At 41.4% G+C, this 18,685-nt stretch carries 17 protein-coding genes and 1 pseudogene; 12 read left to right on the plus strand and 6 right to left on the minus strand.

Annotated features, from left to right (window positions below):
- The 6 genes and pseudogenes from D9K81_RS13255 to D9K81_RS13280 all read left to right on the plus strand — a co-directional run.
- A pseudogene (locus D9K81_RS13255) lies at positions 1-408 on the plus strand (DEAD/DEAH box helicase); the annotation flags it as partial.
- Positions 409-788: 380 nt separating this feature from the next.
- Positions 789-1,607 (plus strand): ABC transporter ATP-binding protein, encoded by an 819-nt coding sequence (locus tag D9K81_RS13260; RefSeq protein ID WP_120373563.1) that lies wholly within the window; start codon positions 789-791, stop codon positions 1,605-1,607.
- Positions 1,604-2,383, plus strand: a complete 780-nt coding sequence (mlaE, locus tag D9K81_RS13265; RefSeq protein ID WP_120373562.1) for a lipid asymmetry maintenance ABC transporter permease subunit MlaE — start codon at positions 1,604-1,606, stop codon at positions 2,381-2,383. Before D9K81_RS13260 ends, mlaE begins: the two co-directional genes overlap by 4 nt.
- Positions 2,383-3,045: an outer membrane lipid asymmetry maintenance protein MlaD gene (gene mlaD / locus D9K81_RS13270; protein WP_120373561.1), complete on the plus strand. Its 663-nt coding sequence runs from the start codon at positions 2,383-2,385 to the stop codon at positions 3,043-3,045. The genes mlaE and mlaD overlap by 1 nt, the downstream gene beginning before the upstream one ends.
- Before the next feature lie 19 nt (positions 3,046-3,064).
- Positions 3,065-3,700 carry an MlaC/ttg2D family ABC transporter substrate-binding protein gene (locus D9K81_RS13275; protein ID WP_120373560.1) on the plus strand — a complete coding sequence of 212 codons (636 nt, stop codon included), beginning with the start codon at positions 3,065-3,067 and terminating at the stop codon, positions 3,698-3,700.
- Positions 3,701-3,711: 11 nt separating this feature from the next.
- Complete coding sequence (locus tag D9K81_RS13280; RefSeq protein ID WP_120373559.1) at positions 3,712-3,999, plus strand: STAS domain-containing protein; 288 nt, start codon at positions 3,712-3,714, stop codon at positions 3,997-3,999.
- Positions 4,000-4,114: 115 nt separating this feature from the next.
- On the opposite strand, the gene D9K81_RS13285 is transcribed toward D9K81_RS13280, so the two are convergent.
- Entirely contained in the window at positions 4,115-5,128 is a 1,014-nt protein-coding gene (locus D9K81_RS13285; protein WP_120373558.1) for a CorA family divalent cation transporter, read from the minus strand.
- Positions 5,129-5,282: 154 nt separating this feature from the next.
- Between D9K81_RS13285 and D9K81_RS13290 the strand changes: the two genes are divergently transcribed.
- Together D9K81_RS13290 and D9K81_RS13295 are read left to right on the plus strand one after the other, a co-directional pair.
- Positions 5,283-5,879 carry an LOG family protein gene (locus tag D9K81_RS13290; protein WP_120373763.1) on the plus strand — a complete coding sequence of 199 codons (597 nt, stop codon included), beginning with the start codon at positions 5,283-5,285 and terminating at the stop codon, positions 5,877-5,879.
- A 1-nt stretch (position 5,880) separates the two neighbouring features.
- Positions 5,881-6,288: an NUDIX hydrolase gene (locus tag D9K81_RS13295; RefSeq protein WP_120373557.1), complete on the plus strand. Its 408-nt coding sequence runs from the start codon at positions 5,881-5,883 to the stop codon at positions 6,286-6,288.
- A gap of 28 nt (positions 6,289-6,316) precedes the next feature.
- Here the strand turns inward: D9K81_RS13295 and D9K81_RS13300 are convergent, their stop codons facing one another.
- Both D9K81_RS13300 and recG read right to left on the minus strand, forming a co-directional pair.
- Positions 6,317-6,958: a ComF family protein gene (locus D9K81_RS13300; RefSeq protein ID WP_120373556.1), complete on the minus strand. Its 642-nt coding sequence runs from the start codon at positions 6,956-6,958 to the stop codon at positions 6,317-6,319.
- The gene (gene recG / locus D9K81_RS13305; protein WP_120373555.1) at positions 6,945-8,990 is read right to left on the minus strand and encodes an ATP-dependent DNA helicase RecG; all 2,046 of its coding nucleotides are present in this window, start codon (positions 8,988-8,990) and stop codon (positions 6,945-6,947) included. The genes D9K81_RS13300 and recG overlap by 14 nt, the downstream gene beginning before the upstream one ends.
- A 50-nt stretch (positions 8,991-9,040) precedes the next feature.
- Here recG and D9K81_RS13310 point away from each other — a divergent pair, with 50 nt between their 5' ends.
- Together D9K81_RS13310 and dcm are read left to right on the plus strand one after the other, a co-directional pair.
- Positions 9,041-9,814 (plus strand): Rossmann-fold NAD(P)-binding domain-containing protein, encoded by a 774-nt coding sequence (locus D9K81_RS13310; RefSeq protein WP_121523442.1) that lies wholly within the window; start codon positions 9,041-9,043, stop codon positions 9,812-9,814.
- Between the two features lie 400 nt (positions 9,815-10,214).
- Positions 10,215-11,210, plus strand: coding sequence for a DNA cytosine methyltransferase (gene dcm, locus D9K81_RS13315; RefSeq protein ID WP_120373553.1), 996 nt, complete (start codon positions 10,215-10,217; stop codon positions 11,208-11,210).
- Between the two features lie 171 nt (positions 11,211-11,381).
- Here dcm and D9K81_RS13320 read toward each other — a convergent pair whose 3' ends face one another.
- Positions 11,382-12,158 carry a hypothetical protein gene (locus D9K81_RS13320; protein ID WP_120373552.1) on the minus strand — a complete coding sequence of 259 codons (777 nt, stop codon included), beginning with the start codon at positions 12,156-12,158 and terminating at the stop codon, positions 11,382-11,384.
- A gap of 204 nt (positions 12,159-12,362) precedes the next feature.
- Positions 12,363-14,930: a glycerol-3-phosphate 1-O-acyltransferase PlsB gene (gene plsB / locus D9K81_RS13325; RefSeq protein WP_120373551.1), complete on the minus strand. Its 2,568-nt coding sequence runs from the start codon at positions 14,928-14,930 to the stop codon at positions 12,363-12,365.
- 280 nt (positions 14,931-15,210) lie between these two features.
- On the opposite strand from plsB, the gene D9K81_RS13330 reads away from it, so the two are divergent.
- A complete protein-coding gene (locus tag D9K81_RS13330; RefSeq protein ID WP_120373550.1) occupies positions 15,211-16,083 on the plus strand; it encodes an acyl-CoA thioesterase in 873 nt (290 codons plus the stop codon).
- A gap of 250 nt (positions 16,084-16,333) precedes the next feature.
- On the plus strand, positions 16,334-17,578 hold the full coding sequence (locus tag D9K81_RS13335) for a dicarboxylate/amino acid:cation symporter (protein WP_120373762.1): 1,245 nt from the start codon (positions 16,334-16,336) through the stop codon (positions 17,576-17,578).
- A 159-nt stretch (positions 17,579-17,737) separates the two neighbouring features.
- On the opposite strand, the gene D9K81_RS13340 is transcribed toward D9K81_RS13335, so the two are convergent.
- The gene (locus D9K81_RS13340; RefSeq protein ID WP_120373549.1) at positions 17,738-18,685 is read right to left on the minus strand and encodes a metal-dependent hydrolase; all 948 of its coding nucleotides are present in this window, start codon (positions 18,683-18,685) and stop codon (positions 17,738-17,740) included.

The raw sequence follows: 18,685 nt of genomic DNA on the forward strand, positions 1-18,685 counted from the left end.
CCGCGTCGCGAATTCAACAACGATCGCCCACGCCGTGAAGGTGGTTTCGAAGACCGTCCACGTCGTGAATTCAACAACGATCGTCCACGCCGTGAAGGTGGTTTCGAAGACCGTCCACGTCGTGAGTTCAACAACGATCGCCCACGTCGTGAAGGTGGTTTCAATGATAAACCACGTTTTGATTCGAATGATGACAACCGTGGCAACCGCGTAGATTACAAACCACGTCGCGAAGGTGGCTTTGGTGATCGTCCAAAACGTGATTTTGGTGATCGTCCAGCACGCCGTGAAGGTGGTTTTGGTGACCGTCCAAAACGTAGTTTTGGTGATGACCGTCCACGTCGCGAATTTAATTCAGACCGTCCACGTCGTGAAGATGGCGAACGCGGTCGCAAATTCAATGACTAATTGAATTTCGTCTGAAATAAAAAATAAAAACCGGCCATTCGCCGGTTTTTATTTGTCCTTTTTTTTATAAAATGTATACTTGATCATGTTTCTTGTCTTATTTGATAAATATATTGAATGCTAGCAAGCAGTTTTTACAAGCTTCTTCTTTGGAGGTGCTTATGCCTTATATCGGGTTAGCTTTATTTTTAAGCAATATTGTTTATTATATCTATAATCATTGGGTTTAAACTCGCACGCCTTGTTTTTACCAAGCTTTAAAAAATAAAAAGTAAAAAACCACTATAATTTAATCATCTTCTGTTACATGGAAAGGTAACATTATGTTCTTTAATCCTTTATAGTATGCGTGCTGAAAAAATGCAGGAATAAGCTCAGCTATGAATAATCCAACACCTCTTCAGGCTCAATCACTGATTGAAGTGAAAAATTTGAGTTTTAAGCGAGGAGAGCGTGTCATTTATGACAATGTCAGCTTAACCATTCGTCGTGGTCAAATCACTGCCATTATGGGGCCTTCAGGTACGGGTAAAACCACCTTATTGCGTCTAATTGGTGGTCAGTTGGTACCCGATGCAGGTGAAGTCCTCCTAGATGGTAAAAATATTGGCCAAATGTCGCGTCAAGAATTATTTGCTGCACGTGCACGTATGGGCATGCTCTTCCAAAGCGGTGCATTATTTACAGATATGTCGGTTTATGAAAACGTAGCATTTCCAATTCGCGCGCATACCAAATTACCTGAGCATCTCATATCAGAATTGGTTTCACTGAAGCTTGAATCTGTTGGTTTACGTGGTACAGAACAGTTTATGCCTGCAGAATTATCGGGTGGGATGAATCGTCGTGTGGCATTAGCACGTGCGATTGCACTGGATCCTGAGCTGATTATGTATGACGAGCCATTTGCGGGCCAAGACCCGATTGTAATGGGCGTATTAACGCGTTTAATTCGTTCTTTACGTGAAGCTCTGGACCTGACGACGATTATTGTGTCGCACGATGTCGCAGAGACTTTATCGATTGCTGACTATATTTATGTGGTTGCAGAAGGCAAAGTTCAGGGCGAGGGGACACCTGCTGAGCTTAAAGCACATGCATCGCCTTTTGTCCGTCAGTTCCTTACAGGTTCGGTCGATGGTCCGGTCGACTATCAATTTAGCCATCAGCCATATTTGTCGCAAGAGGTTCGTTCATGAATGCAATTGCCACATTAGGTAGACGCGTCATTGAACGTGTTCAAGGCATTGGCACAGCATTTATTATGTTGTTGCAAATTTTGTGCTCTTTGCCAACATGGCTTGGGGTGAAGCTATTTATTTATCAGATGTACCGTGTTGGGGTGCTGTCGTTACTGATTATTAGTGTATCAGGCCTGTTTATTGGTTCAGTCTTGGGCCTACAGATGTACAGCATTTTATCTACTTTCGGTAGTGAAGCCATGCTTGGTACGGCGGTTGCATTAACGTTGTTAAGAGAACTTGCACCTGTCGTTGCTGCTTTATTGTTTGCAGGACGTGCGGGTTCGGCATTAACTGCTGAAATTGGTTTAATGAAAGCCACTGAACAGCTGTCAAGCATGGAAATGATTGGTGTAGACCCTTTAAAACGTGTGATATCACCACGTTTATGGGCAGGTATCATCAGTCTGCCAATGTTGTCTGTCATTTTCGCTGCGGTCGGCATTATGGGCGGTAAATTGGTAGGTGTAGACTTCTTGGGTGCGGATGAAGGTTCGTACTGGAGTGGTATAGAAAGTAGCGTGCAATTTTTTAAAGATGTGCTGAATGGCACGATTATTAAAAGTTTTGTGTTTGCGTTAATTTGTACATGGATTGCGGTGTATCAAGGCTATGCTTGTGAACCAACATCTGAAGGTATTGCAACTTCTACAACACGTACAGTGGTGTATTCGTCGCTGTGTGTTTTAGGTTTTGATTTCGTGTTGACTGCGGTCATGTTCGGAGGTATTTAATGAAATCACGTACGAGTGAGCTGGCCGTCGGCATTTTTGTAATTCTATTTGGTATTGCTTTATTCTTCTTAGCCATGCGTGTGAGCGGTTTGGTGGGCAACAATTTAAAAGACAGCTATGGAATGACCGCTGTTTTTGAAAATGTGAATGGGATTAAGCCGCGTGCAAAAGTGGCTATGAGTGGTGTTAAAATTGGACAAGTAGATTCAATTACCCTCGACCCTGTAACACGTTTAGCGACAGTACATCTGACACTAGATGGTAGCTTAACGACCTTTAATGCAGAACAGTTAAAACAAGTTCAAAAAGATGCTTTAGAAGAGCTACGCTATAGTTCGGACTATGAAGCAGCAGATCCTGCACAACAAAAAGAAATGGAAAAGCAACTTATTGCTAACATGAAGTCCATCACCAATCTGGACGAAGATGCTTATATTATGGTTGCAACCAACGGCTTGTTGGGTGAGAAATATTTGAAAATTGTACCAGGTGGCGGTCTGAATTATTTGAAGCGTGACTCTCAAATTGTGAACACACAGGGCACGATGGAAATTGAAGACTTAATTACCAAATTTGTAACCGGTGGTGCAGGTAAGTCATCTGACGCTAAAGCTGAAGAGACAGATACCACTGCAGATGCAGAACCGTCATTTACAGAATAGTTTTTTGAGGAGAAAACACGTGAATACTTTGGTGAAACAAACCTTAACAGCTAGCATACTTTCGACAATGCTTGCAGGTACCGCTTTTGCAGCACCATCTGAAACGCCACCTGCATTTATTAAGAAAGTGGCTGATGGGTTGATCACTCGTTTAAAAGCAGACCAATCTAAACTGCAAAATAACCCTGCAGCAGTAAAAGCAATTGTGCGTCAAAATCTTGACCCGTATATTGATTCACAAGCATTCACGCGCATTGTGATGGGTACATACGCAACGAATCAGAACAGTACGGCTGCGCAACGTGCTCAGTTCGAAAAGAATTTCCGTGAAACTCTCATCGAAAACTATGGTACTGCTTTTGCAAAATATAGCAACCAAACCTACACCATGCGTCCATTTAAGTCGAATAACCCAACCAATCCTGTTGTGACGATCGACTTTATTAACAATGGCGAAAAAATTCCAGTATCTTTCCAGTTGGCAGATAAAGGTAGCCAATGGAAAATCCGTAATATTAACGTTTCAGGCATCGACCTAGGTTTACAATTCCGTAATCAGTTTGCGGCAACTGTAAAACGTAATGGTGGTAACTTGGATAAATCAATTGCGAACTTCAAGCCTGATGCTGAAGCTGCCGTTGAAAAGAAAAAATAAGCAGGTTTAATATGATTGAATTCACTGCTGAAGAATTGCATGTGACTGGAAAAATTGACTATGGCAATGCTGAACAGTACTACGCTCAGGGGCTGAAAGTTCTTCAGACACAGCAGCAATACCCCATTACAGTGAATTTATCTGCTCTGGAGCATGGCAGTACGCTGGCATTGGCTGTGTTGGTGCGTTGGTTGCGACAAACACCAAATGCGCAAGGTCTAGCGTTTAAAGCAGTCCCTGAAAAAATGATGAAAATCATACAGGCCTGTCATTTAGAGCATGATTTGAAGATCATTTAAAATTGTAGCGAATAAAAAAGCGCCTTTTAAGGCGCTTTTTTATGCTGCCTAAATCATGGGGGGAAATAAGTTGTGGTGTTTGTGCTTCTGTCTTTAGTAGGGCTTTAAAGCTTGCTCAAATCCATTTTTTCCAACGGAAATAAATGAGCGGGCCAATTAAGAAAGCAATTAAAATTAAGCTCACCATAATAAAACTGGTAGTCCCATGTGCAAAAGGGAGCTCGTCGGTGTTCATGCCGTAAATACTGGCTACCAGCATTGGTGGCGCTAGCATACTTGGTAAGATCGAAAATCGACGAATGGTATCGTTCTGCTCGGTATTAATGAAGCCTGATGTGGTGTCTAGCAAGAAACGTACTTTTTGGAATAAGAAAGCATCATGTTCGACCAGTGAGCGCACGTCTTCGCTGAGCTCTCGAATATCTGCATCGTAAATATGACTGCCCAGCGCACGAGGCCGTGATAAGAAGGTGAGTACACGACGTAGGTCAATAAGACACAGCTGTGCTTTCCCAAGCATGTCTTCTAATTGTGCCAAGCGGGTAATCATGTCATCCAAATCTAAAATCATTTCACGGTGACGGTTGTTCAGCACTTCTGTGGAGTATTTTTCCAAGTCTTTGTGGATATCTTCTAAGATATCCGCAAGCTCATCAAGTTTCGCTTCTAAGAGGCCCAATAAAATCCACGTTGGATCTTTATAATCAATCTCATAGTCATTGCGACGCGCACGTGCACGAAAGGCACGAAATGCCACCAGCTTTTCACCACGCAAAGTAAATAGGCGCTCTTTATGTAAAATAAAAGCGACTGTCTGTACCGTGGCTAAAATGCTAGAGTTTTCTTCAGTTTCACCATCGACCTGAAAGTTTTTATTTTTCGTTAAAAAATACGTACTGATATGCAAAATACCGTCGTCATCACGGTAAAATCGTGCAGAGGAAGAAATGTCTTCTAGAGATTTGAGCGTTGGTAAATTTTGCTCGTATGCATCCATGATCCATTGCTGTTCTTCTTGAGATGGTGCAATGAGGTCAAGCCAGACTAAATCTTGATGTAGATCGAAGTCACCATTGACTGTGGTATCTTCTAAACTACCGCGCTCTGTGGCGTAAAAGGCTTCCAGCATGCCGTCTTTTCTCCCTTGCGCAGTATGTAAAAATGAATGCGTGTATTTTAGACAAGGATGCTTAGAAATACACTGCTCGAATGATTATTTTATTAAAAAATCTGAACGAAGTTTAGATTCCAAGCATGACAATTCAATAACAGGGTAAGAGATGATGAATTCTATAGCAATTTTTTGTGGTTCGGCCTTAGGTACAGACCCTGTTTATGAGCAAATCGCAATTCAGGTGGGGCAATGTTTGGCAAAACATCACATCACATTGGTGTATGGTGGTGGCCGTTCAGGCCTGATGGGCATTGTGGCAGACAGTGCGTTGCAGGCGGGTGGTCAAGTGATTGGCGTGATTCCTAAGCAATTGGTGGACCGTGAATTGGCGCATCCACATTTGACTGAATTGTATGTAGTGCAAAACATGCATGAGCGTAAAACCAAAATGTCTGAACTCTCGGATGGTTTTATTGCGATTCCAGGTGGTGCAGGAACATTGGAAGAAATTTTTGAACAATGGACTTGGGCACAATTGGGCATTCATTTGAAACCTTACGCATTTTTAAATATTGATGATTTTTATACTGATTTACTTAAGTTTATTCAGCTCACAGTTGAAAAGGGTTTTACACAAACTCGCTTTGCTGATGCGCTGGTTGTATCAGATAAAATCGAAGATATTTTAATGCAGTTTAAGCAATATACGGCGCCACAACCTAAATGGGGCATGGCGGCAGATCAACAAGATTTGGTGAAGCATTAAGATGAAAGTCATTACTGTGGCTGCGGGCATTGTGTTGAATGAACAGCAACAAATGCTCGTAGTACGTAAGAAAAATACTGCCTGCTTTATGCAGGTGGGTGGCAAGCTGGAACCGAATGAGCTTCCAGCGCAGACTATTGTGCGTGAGATTGCTGAAGAAATTGGCTGTCAGGCCAACATTCAGCATTATCTTGGGCGTTTTGAAACGGCGACTGCCAATGAGCCAGATCATCAATTGGTGAGTTATGTCTACCATGTAACTTTAGATCAAATTCCAACAGTACATGCAGAAATTGCAGAAATGCGCTGGGTAGATTTAGATGACAACGAAACACCGCTCGCACCATTGACCACACAAATTATTATTCCATGGATTAAACAGCAACTGGTGTCTTCAGTCACTTCATGAGCAATAGGCTATATTTGTTTAGATAACTTTAAACTTCTGCAACCGCTAAGCAAGCAACAGAGATCTGCTGACAACCCAATTCTATGAGGCAGTTGTGTAGCGCTTGAATAGAGCTACCAGTAGTCACCACATCATCGACAATCAAAACATGTCGATAACGTACGGGATCTGGTGGCGTCAATTTAAATTGTTGCTGTATATCGCTCATACGCTCTAAACGGCTCAAGCCTTTTTGTGCATGCTGTTTTAAGCGCGTGACAGGTTGCCAAATAGGAACATTTAATTGTTTTGCTAAATCTTGAGCAATCAATAAGGACTGATTAAAGCCTCGTTCTGCGAGTCGTTCTGTCGATATAGGCATGGGAACAATGGCATGTATTTTTTGGGGCAGTTTTAGCGTGCTGAGTAAGCCAGATAGAAGTGGCTGAAATTGAAGTTGTTGTTGATATTTGTATTGTTGAATGATTCGATTAAGTGGATAGTCGTAACGACATGGCGCGATAATGTTTATACCTTGGCGTTGTAATGCTTGCCTTTGCCAAGGGAGTGACTTCCAACAGTCCTCACAGACCTGATGCCAGTGTTGCGTATCTGCATGGCAAAGTTGGCAGGGTTGAATGCTTCTAAGCAATCCTGTCAATTGTTGCCATATAGAATTAGACGTAGGCATAGCGTGGGGCTTCCGGTAGCCAACGCTTGAGTAACGCTTCGGCATTTTGGGGGTGATCTTTTAAAATTTGCTGGGCAACATAATGGGCCTGATCCAGCAGATGATCATCACGTTCTAATTTTGCTACACGAAAGCCCATATCGCCCGTTTGTTTAGTCCCGAGTATTTCACCCGGCCCACGAATTTCTAAATCCTTTTCTGCAATAATAAAACCATCATTGGTTTCACGCATGATGCGTAAGCGTTCTTGGCCATTTTGCGACAGCGGATTTTTATACAGCAGAGCGCAAAAGCTGGCTTTAGCACCTCGTCCTACACGTCCGCGAAGCTGGTGTAATTGAGATAATCCTAAACGTTCAGCATTTTCAATGACCATGATGGATGCATTGGGCACATCAACCCCAACTTCAATCACGGTGGTAGCAATCAGCAATTGTAGTTCATTATTTTTAAACTGTTGCATCACCAGTTGCTTTTCATCGGCTTTCATTTTGCCGTGTACTAAACCAATATTGATTTCAGGGAATCGTTGTTTAATTTCTGCAAAAGTGGCTTCAGCGGCTTGAGCATCTAAAGTTTCTGATTGCTCTACCAGTGTGCACACCCAATAAGCTTGTTTGCCCTCAGCACAGTTGGTGGCAATACGTTGTAATACCTCTTCACGACGGTCGAGTGGAATAGTGACCGTTTGAATAGGAGTACGCCCTGGTGGCAGTTCATCAATCACTGAGGTATCTAGGTCGCCATAAGCAGACATTGCTAGCGTGCGGGGAATAGGGGTAGCGGTCATCACTAGCTGATGCGGGGTCATGCCATTTAAGCCTTTGTTGCGTAGTGCCAAACGCTGATCGACACCAAAACGGTGCTGTTCATCAATAATGACTAGCCCAAGCTTGGCAAAGGCCACATTGTCTTGAAATAGCGCATGCGTACCGACTACTAAATTGGCGCTACCGTCCTGTATGCTTTGTTCAGAAGTAGCACGGGCCTTACCTTTTTGTTTGCCCGAAAGCCAAGATACGGTCAGGCCCATAGGCTCAAACCACTTTTTAAAGTTTAAATAATGTTGTTCTGCCAAAATTTCAGTTGGCGCCATTAAGGCAACTTGCCAGCCGTCTTCTAAGGCATGACAGGCTGCCACACCTGCAACCAGTGTTTTACCTGCACCCACATCACCCTGAACTAAACGGAGCATGGGTTTATTCTGTTTTAAATCTTGAGCAATTTCTTTAGACACACGCTTTTGTGCGCCTGTCATCTCAAAGGGTAGGCTAGCGAGTAAAGCCTTGGCAAAGTTTTGACTAGGGCTAAATGAAGGCGCTTCAATTTGTTGGATATAAGCACGGCGACTCAGCATGCTGACTTGATGCGCCACCAGTTCTTCAAAAATCAAACGTTGCTGGGCAGGGTGTGAACCTTGGGTCAGCTGCAACATATTGGCATTGACGGGTGGATGATGAATATAGTCCAGCGCTTGTTTCAGTGCATAGCCATTGGTAAATTTTGGTGGCAGTAGTTCAGGTAGGTTATCGCTGTGATTTTCTAAAGCTTGTTTGACATATTCACGCAGTTTGGGCTGTGTCAGCCCTTCGGTTGCAGGGTAAATAGCCGTTAGTTGGGTTTGCGGTAGCGGGGTATCTTCGCTAATTAATTGTAATTCTGGATGGTACATTTCCAGTCCGCGCGCACCTACACGAACTTCACCAAAGATGCGTAGGCGAGCGCCCATTTTTGCGCGGTCAGTAATCCCTTTATAAATATGATAAAAACGTAGGGTGACTTTGCCAGTATCATCATCCAGCAACACCGCCATAGATTTGCGTTTACCTGGCGGAAAGTCCACACTTTTGACAATGCCTTCGAGCAAATAGCTACGGCCAACAGTCAGCTGATTCATTGGTATAATGGTGCTACGATCTTCATAGTCACGTGGCAAATGAAACAGTAAGTCGTCGGTGGTAAAAATATTCAGTTTTTCAAGTAATGCGCTAGCAGCATTGCCTACGCCTTGCAGTTGATGAACAGCAGCCATTTCCCCTCGGTCTGTTTTGGACAGATCATACGTCTGTGATTAGGTGCTAAATGCATATTTTATTTATAGGTTATGGTAAAACATCTCAACGCGCTGCAAAACTGTTATTTGAGCAGGGCCACCAAATTACCACAATCAGTCAAAGCCTGAAAACGGATGTTTATGCCAATCATCTGATTCAAGATGTACAGCGATTAGATTTGAGCGACATTGCACCTGTAGATATCGCTTATGTGTTGTTGTCACCCAATGTCTCCACGATAGAGGCGTATCAGCAGACCTATGTTGATAGTGTAAAACCTATTGTTCAGGCCTTAAAAGATCATCCTATTCAGCGACTGATTGTAGTTTCATCTACGCGGGTCTATGGTGAAAATGCAGGCGAATACGTTGATGATGACACTGTACCCAATCCGAGTGATGTGCAAGGCAATTTGTTGCTAGGCATGGAACAGTTATATCAGCAGTATTTGGATCAAGCCTGTGTAATTGTACGTCCGACTGGGATTTACAGTGGTTCATCTGCTCGTATGCAGAAACTGGCAGCACATACTACAAGCTACCCAACGATTCAGTGGTCAAATAGGATACATATTGACGATCTTGCGCGGTTTTTGGTGCATCTACTTCACGTGGAACATCCTGAAAAATCATATATCTGCACCAATAATCAGCCACAATCTTTACATGAACGAATACTAAAAATTCAAAGATCTTTGAACTTAGCTGAACTGGTACTGGAAAGTGAGCGAGAAACGGGGAAAAGGATTTATGCCACGCGCATGAAAGCCATCGGCTTTCGATTAATACATGATGAGCTCTGACTGAAGGGATATTCTCTGTACTTGGCGTTGTATATGATTCATTGATCATAGCCCTGTTATTTTTTCTTTAGCCCCCTAATCATCTCAATTTTTTATATTGTTGTTTGTATGAGCTTGGGCAGGATAGCCAATGATGATGGAATAAATCTTTTTAATTTATAAGTGTTTATCGCGTATCTATTCATTTTTATTATTTTGTTGAAATCTTGAGTATTAAGATTGAATTGAATAAAAAACTTTATAATTCATGTTTTTATTAATTTATTTTCTAACGAGTACGCAGATTAACCTAAACATAATGGGTGTATAAATTATTTATGTATTTGCTCCAATTTATGGGCTGCTTTTTTAGGCATAAGGCTTTAGACTTCTTATAAGTTAAAACATATCGTGAATAGAAATGAAGTGTGCGTCTTTTTTTGCAGGTGTTGGTGGAATCGATCTTGGCTTTGATAAAGCAGGATTTGAGACTATCTATGCAAATGAACTTGATAAATTCGCAGTAGAAACAATCCGCGCGAATTTTAATTTTTATGTTGATCATAGAGATATCAATGACGTAGATGCTTCTGAAATTCCAGATTTCGATATTATGCTTGCAGGTTTTCCATGCCAAGCATTTTCTGTTGCAGGTTATCGCCAAGGTTTTGAGGATGAAAAAGGCCGCGGAAACTTATATTTTGAGCTAGAACGAATTTTTAATGAGAAAAAGCCCGCTGTAATTTTGCTCGAAAATGTCAAAAACTTAGTCAGTCATGACCAAGGGAATACATTTAAAGTGATTTTAGAAAGCCTTAAAAATCATGGCTATCATGTTAAATACAAAGTTTTAAATGCAAGTGAATACGGGAATACGCCTCAAAACCGTGAACGTATTTACGTGGTATGTTTTAAAGATATTAAAGCGCATGAAAAGTTTAATTTTCCAGAAGCGATCCCTCTAGAAACCAAGATTAGTGATCTGTTGGAAGATGAAGCGAACATTGACAAAAAATACTTCTATACAGAAAAGACGCCTTTCTTTAATCAACTGGTTGAAGACATTAAAGATGCAGAAACCTTGTATCAATGGCGCCGTCAGTATGTTCGTGCCAACAAAAGCAATATGTGCCCAACCTTAACTGCCAATATGGGCACAGGTGGTCACAATGTTCCTTTGCTCAATGTACAAGGTAAAGCGGATACCATTAGAAAATTAACGCCACGAGAATGCTTTAACTTCCAAGGTTTCCCTAAAGATTTTATTTTGCCTCAACAAACTAGCAATGCAAATCTGTATAAACAGGCAGGCAACAGTGTGGTAGTGCCCGTTATTGAAAGAATTGCTTTAGAAATTAGAAAAGCTTTAAACATTAAAAAAGAAAAAACTGAAAGCTTGCAAATAGAGCTTCTATAGCATGATCGGGTATTTTTAACTTTACAGTTAAATGCCGAATTGCAAACTAAGATTTTTGGATTTAGAACAGTTACAGCTTGAAGACCGTACAGATGAGCGTGAATTAACATGCTCATCTTGGTCTTAACCTAGGCTTTTAATTGAGGAAATGTTGAAAGCCAAATGGCTAAATTAGCCTGCTGGAATTTCTCTAAAAAAGCCACTTTGAAGATAGTAGTTTGAGGCATCCATTTGGGTTTTTCCATTCAGCATCGCATTTTGTGGTAGGATATATTCCTCTTCAATCATTTTGACTAAATTGCGATTGGACACATAGCCAACCACTTCTAAAGCAACGGATACTTTAGGCAAAATTTGCTCTAAAAAAATAGGCTTTAAAGCTTCGGGATCCGCTTCTGTTGATATTTTGATCTGATTTAAAAGGTCATGAAGATCGGTATTTACACGACTAAAAAATAGAAAATCATAAATGCCTTTACTTTCTGAATGCTGATTGGGCAAATACGTGGCTTTGCCATCACGAATTATCCAGTCTTTTTCTTCTAATAAAAGTAAATTGCCAAAGTGTTTTGTTGTTTTTATTGCAATATGATATTGATCATTTACCACAAAATCTGAGCTGTCCCATGCGCCTAAGCCATAACATTCATAATCAATATTGGTAACTTTATGAACCTTTTCTCTATTTTTGACTACGTTATAAAAAGCGACTTCGCCTAATTTGCCTATAAACACATCAGAAAATTTTTGACGATTATCACGACTGATTTTCCCGCCAGATCGATGGCTTCGATGTTCTCCTGTAGCACCAAAAGTCATATTCCAACTAAATAGAAATGCTTGTTTTACATCATCAGCACTACATGTTGCAGGTGTTCGACTCGCAAAAGGTAACTTGTGGTTAACTTCATAATTATTATTGTTCTGGGTTAATTTTTTAAAATCCATTGTTCAATATTCAAAGTTATTATCTAAATGTTTTATAGCGTATTTATCAGCATAGTGCTTCTGCTAAATTCGAAATATATGCTTTAAATACAAAAAGTGTATGAAGCAGAGAAAAAGAGGGAGCAAGTTTTAAAAACTTGCCCCCTCTGTCACTGAGTCATTTTTCTGTGCTAGATATCGCGCAACCAGAAAGAAAATAAGCGCTTATTTCTTTTTACGTTTTGCGCGTTTCTTCGCTTGTTCATCAGCAACTTTATCTAATGCTTCTTTTAGCTCCTCATCGCTGAATGTTGTAATGTGCTGTAGCATTTGCAAAGTCACATCGTCCAGTACCAAATTGGCGTACTGTGCAACATTCTGGAAGTTTTCATCAAATACAATGGCATTGTCAGCATTGGTACTGATATAACCTTGTTGCGTCAGCACTTTAATAAAGCTTTGGAATAAGGCTTTATCAAAGAACTCAGGCGAGTTGAACTCATACAGTACAGATAGGCGTTGGCCCACCAAATGACTCAGTTCTTCCACCTGACGCGTTGAAATGTTGCCTGAACCACGCTGAGTAATTAAAGCTAACGTCATGTAGTAACGTTCAAGGCTCTGCATTACAGGAGCAGCCAACACCACCAATTGATTGTGGTATTCGCTGTTTGGTGCAGGTGAAATTAAGTTGCCTTCCGTATCTTCAGAAATCAGCTTAGCTTGAATTAATGCTTCAGCATAAGCACAAATTTGATCTTTAAGCTCTTCGTCTTTCCATTTTAAGAACAATTCAGCTTTTAAGAATGGATATAAAGTACGGATTACATTGATGAGGTCACCACGACGGATTGAACCGTTATGTTCCACCAAGGCAGCAATGAGTGAAGGCAAAATGAATGCGTGCAAAATGTTATTACGGAAATAAGTTAGCAATACAGCTTGACCATCTTCAATCGCAATAATATCGCCTAATACATGCTTCACACGCTTAATCAATTTCAGTTTCAAGCCGTAGGCAATAATTTCTTTACCTGACAAAGGTGTAACTTGCATGCGTGCATCATACGGCAGGGCAGTGAGCAGGTTACGGTATGTATCGAGCTGATTAATACAGATTTCTTCATCCAGTGTATGTTTTGCCGTAGCCAATAAAATCAGTGACAGCAAAGATACAGGGTTGATTACGGCAGCACGGTTGATGTTTTCCAAAATGGCATGTGCAGAGCTGGTGACCGCATCTGAAACTTCTGCTGGCATCGCGTCGTCATTTTTTTCAATTTTGACATTCTCTACGCCATGTTGTTTCAGTACATCATTGAGGAAAACTGGCTCACCAAAGTTCACATGCACTTTACCGAAAATACGTTCAATTTTACGTAAAGTTTTCACAATGCCCAGAACCGATTCGCCTTCTTTCGGCTTACCGTTCATTTCGCCTACGTAGGTTGCACCTTCCATTAAGCGTTCATAACCAATATAAGTTGGTAAGAACACAATCGGTTTCGCAGGGTTACGTAAGTGACTGTGTACGGTCATTGCGAGCATGCCAGTTTTAGGTGGAAGCAGACGACCAGTACGCGAACGGCCACCTTCAATAAAGTATTCGAGTGGCGTGTTACGTGACAAAATGCTGTATAGATATTCTTTAAATACCGTCGTATATAAGCCATTTCCACGGAAGCTACGGCGAATAAAGAACGCACCACCGCCACGTAGAATTTGACCGACAAATGGCATATTTAAGTTATCGCCCGCAGCAATGTACGGCACCATCATCCCGCGTTTATAAATCACATAAGACAGTAATAGATAGTCAATATGACTGCGGTGACATGGTGTATAGACTATTTCATAGTCCTTAGCCAATTCGCGAACAGTACTAAAATTATGTACTTCTACACCGTCATATAACTGTGTCCACAAACGAGTTAAGGCAATGTCTGCAAAACGCACAGTTGAATGTGAATAGTCCGACACGATTTCATTTAGATAACCAATCGCACGACGTTCAGCTTCGACCATACTAATCTTGCCACGAATACTTTCACGGCGGATTGCATCTTGCACATCAGGGGCTTTAATCAAGCCATGCATCACATTGCGACGGTCAGATAAATCTGGGCCTAAAACCACTTCACGTTGACCATCAAGATAGTCATTTAGCGTACTTAAGATATAAGTGGCAGGTGACAGATTTGGATGCGTAGTCTTTGCATAATCGACCAATGCTCGTAGGGATTGTGGTTCATGAAATTCGATATACGTCTGACGACCATGTAGACCAATATTCATTAACTGTTTAACACGGCTTGGTGTAGACCAAGTATCTGTAAATAAAAGTTTTAACCAAGAATCTTCTTTTTCTGGATCACGGCCCCAGAGCAAGGTTACAGGAACCAGTTCAATATCTAAATCAGGCTGTTTTTCTAAAGCTTCTACTAAACGCAAAAGGCGTGGTGGAAAAGCATGTGGGGGCGGATTTAGTAGATTATTTTCATCACGATGCTGTAAAAATAATACTGAGGCTTTTTCAGTATGTGTTCCCACATTCAGCGGGTCGAGCGCAGCGTGCAATTTTAAACGACGTGTTTCACCATCGACCACCAATGCATTACTACGTGAATGTGTTTGTAATACATAGCAGACAATCTTTTTAGATTGTGGCTGATCTGAAGTTTCTGCAATTGCAGGTTCAGTAGGCACTTCGCCAAGAACGTGTGGTGTTACCACGAGGTCAAGAAGCTTACTTGAAAGCTTTCGATACATTTGACCAAAGCCAGACTTGGACATAAAGACTCCTACTTGAATGAACCAGCCCGATTAAATTTCGGGGGATACAAATTTTGCATAATTTTAGCGAAAAACAGTATGCTATTTTCTAACATTTTATAGACATATTGTAAGATTTTATCGTTAAAAAACGTATTTTTAGTAGATAATTTCGAAGAAGAATATGACAGTCCAGTCAGCCAATCTTTAGGGTTTTAGTGGGTTTTTATGGCAATATAGTGCTGAACTGTGAATTTAAATTTTACCTGATTTCGGGTGATCCCATGCAAATAGGTCGTATATGAATGCTTTAACTCAAGAGTTAGTTGAACTGCTTAGCTTAGAAAAGCTAGAAGAGAACATCTTTCGCGGTCAAAGCCGTAATTTGGTGGGTAAACGTGTGTTTGGTGGTCAAGTGTTAGGCCAAGCCCTTCGCGCAGCATCATATACAACAGATCGTCCTGCTCATTCTCTGCATGCTTACTTTTTATTTGGTGGAGATGTTAGCGCCCCAATTATTTATGAAGTTGATCGTATCCGTGATGGCCGTAGTTTTGTGAGTCGTCAGGTGCGTGCGATTCAGCATGGCAAAACCATTTTTATGTGCATGGTGTCATTTGCTGAACAAGAAGAAGGTTTAAATTATCAGGTGGCAGAGCCGGATTATCCAGCGGTTGAAGATATAAAATCAGAAGCTGAACTTAAAAAAATGTTGGTTGAATTTGTCCCTGAAAATGTACGTGCTTCATTTATGCGAGACCGTCATGTCGAAATTCGCCCAATTGATCCGCAAAATCCGTTCCAGCCACAACCCGCTGCACCATCGTATGCACATTATATTCGTACGCATGACAAAATTGCGGATGATGTCGATGATATTTCTTTGCATCAGGCGATTGCGGCTTTTTATTCAGATTTTACTTTAATGACGACTGCGCTACGTCCGCACGGTTTAAGCTATTTATCGCCAAGTTTGCAATGTGCAAGCATTGATCACGCCATGTATTTCCATAAACCATTTCGTGTGGACGACTGGATGCTATACGACATGGATGCAACTGTGAGCTCAAGTTCACGCGGTTTGAATTTTGGCCGTATGTGGCAGAACGGCGAGTTGGTCTGTAGCACCACACAAGAAGGTTTAATTCGTTTGCGTGAAATTGAAACGCAATAAGCTTTTTTAGGTCGCTGATTTTCAAAAACCGAATCGATGGATTCGGTTTTTTTATGCCTGCGTTGCAAAAGATAGGGTACTTCTAGGAGCTAAATATTCTTTGAGTGAGCGATTCAGCAATGTTGAATGTTTATTGGCAGTACTATGCCTTAGCAGGAAAATTGCAGGGCTTTACATAAATAAATATCGAATCTTTGCCTTGCACATGGCATAGTTCTTGGCAGTATGTCCTGAAAAAAATGACTCAGCTATGAGCTTAAATACCCAAATTTTGATTGCAGCCATTTTAGGTGTTGTTTTCGGTTTTTTAATGAATCTGTTTCCAGACAGTGGATTCTTTAGTGCGAGCTTATATGGCTTAGGGCTGATGAGCAGTGTTTTTATTGGACTACTAAAAATGCTGTTGATCCCACTTATTTTTAGTTCGATTGTGGTGGGTGTTTCTAATTTGCAGGCGGGCGGGCAATTAGGCCGTGTCTGGAAAATCACTTTGGCTTGTTGTGTAACCACCACTACACTGGCGCTTATATTGGGCTTGGCCTGTGCGCATCTGTTTCAGGTGGGCAAAGGGGTGGACATCCAAATGTTCCAAGAGGCGATGGCTCAGCACCAAAGCCCAGATACTCTGACACCATCATCATTTTTTACTAATTTTATTCAAAATACTTTAATTAACCCCTTTAAAGCTTTTGCTGAAGGCAATGTACTCGCAGTTGTAGTCTTTGCTTTACTGTTGGGTGTGGCATTGGTGAAAGGTGGGGATAAATTCAGGAGTGTGCGTAAGCTGAGTGTGCAGTTTTTTGACATTATGATGTTAATGATTAGCTGGGTCATGAAACTGGCACCATTGGGCATTTTTGCGTTATTGGCCAAGTTAATTGCCACAGAAGATATTTCTGTACTGAGCCGCTTGGCTGAATTTGCTGCCGTAGTTACAGGAACCACTATTTTTCACGGTGCGGTGGTGTTACCACTACTGTTGTGGATTTTTGGCAAAATGAGCCCAATTACCTTCTTTAAAGGGACTCGTGCGGCACTGATCACGGCATTTGCAACCAGTTCTAGTTCTGCAACCATGCCATTGTCCATGAAATGTGCACAGGAAAATTTAGGTGTGCGTCCACAAACGGCGGGTTTTGTTATTCCGTTGGGCACGCAGCTGAATATGGATGGTACTGCGTTATATGAAGCCGCGGCTGCACTATTTGTTGCAAACCTAATGGGACTAGATTTGAGCTTGGGGCAACAATTAATTGTCTGCGCCACTGCGATGATTGCATCACTAGGTGCACCTGGTATTCCAAGTGCGGGTATGGTCACCATGATTATGGTGCTACAGTCCGTGGGCTTGCCCGCCGAAGCAATAGCCATTTTACTGCCCATTGACCGCTTATTAGATACGGTGCGTACAGTCGTAAATGTGCAGGGTGATATGATGATTAGTGTGGTGGTGGATCGCCACACGCGAGAACCTGAAGTAGCAACAGAAAGTTAATTCAAGATTGATTTTTTTCTGCACTGTAGTGGTGTAGATGAATATCTATTATCTATAGAGAATTGAGCATCATAAAAAAAGCAGGCATCAGCGCCTGCTTTTTTAATTTTCAATCTTATTTTTCAGCCATGAAGCTTATAGGGTGCTTAGGTTAATGGTTTATGCAGCAACTTTTGGCAGTGCACGTTTAGCTGCAGGTGATTGATCCAAATAAGCAATCGCATCTTCAGTTTTAGCTTCATGTACAGGATCGTACCAAGGCATTAAATAGCCCAATTGCTGAGAAATCAACCACAGTGGATGAGGCATTAATCGATTATCTTTTTGTGCAATACGTGCCCATTCACGCCAAATCCAAGGCTTATAAACCGCAGGTTTAATTGATGCATAGCGCAGATCTTGTCCTAAAATATGTGCTGCACCATCAGTCCATAGACCAATTACGGCAACAATCACCAGCAAGCTTTGATAGTAACGTGAAATATAGCCACCACCTAAATGACGGTACAAGTCAAAAGCCACCGTGCGATGTTCAATTTCTTCTGCACCATGCCATTTAACCAAGTCCAACATATTGGGGTCTGCGCCTAAACGTTGCCATTCAGTGTTATACAGCACATATTTTCCGAGTACACAGGTCATGTGTTCAACGGTTGCGATAATTCCAAGACGAAACAAATCCCACTGATGTTCGAGTGCTTTAGGTACTTCAAGGCCCATCGGCTGGTCGGCCAATACCTTGCCAAACAGGAACTCCATAATTTTTAAGTTACGGCTCACATCAATGTTGCGTACTGTTAGATATTCTTTATTGGCAGAATTGTGTGCTTGAGCATGCATCGCTTCTTGGCGAATAAATGCGCGCACATCTTCTGCAAGTTTTTCATCGGTTATTTTAGGCAGTACTTTGTTATAAAGACGACAGAACCAAAACTCACCCGCGGGCAAAATCATATTAATTTCATTAATAAAATAGCTGACAAAAGGTTGATTTGGAATCCAGTCAACAGGGGTGTCCTGCCATTCAAATTTAACTTTACGTGGCTTGATGCTGTAACTAATAGAAGAGCCTATTTTTGAATTTTTCAGGCGGGAGAGTAATTTCAT

This window comes from Acinetobacter chengduensis (assembly GCF_003664645.1).
GTDB lineage: Bacteria > Pseudomonadota > Gammaproteobacteria > Pseudomonadales > Moraxellaceae > Acinetobacter > Acinetobacter chengduensis.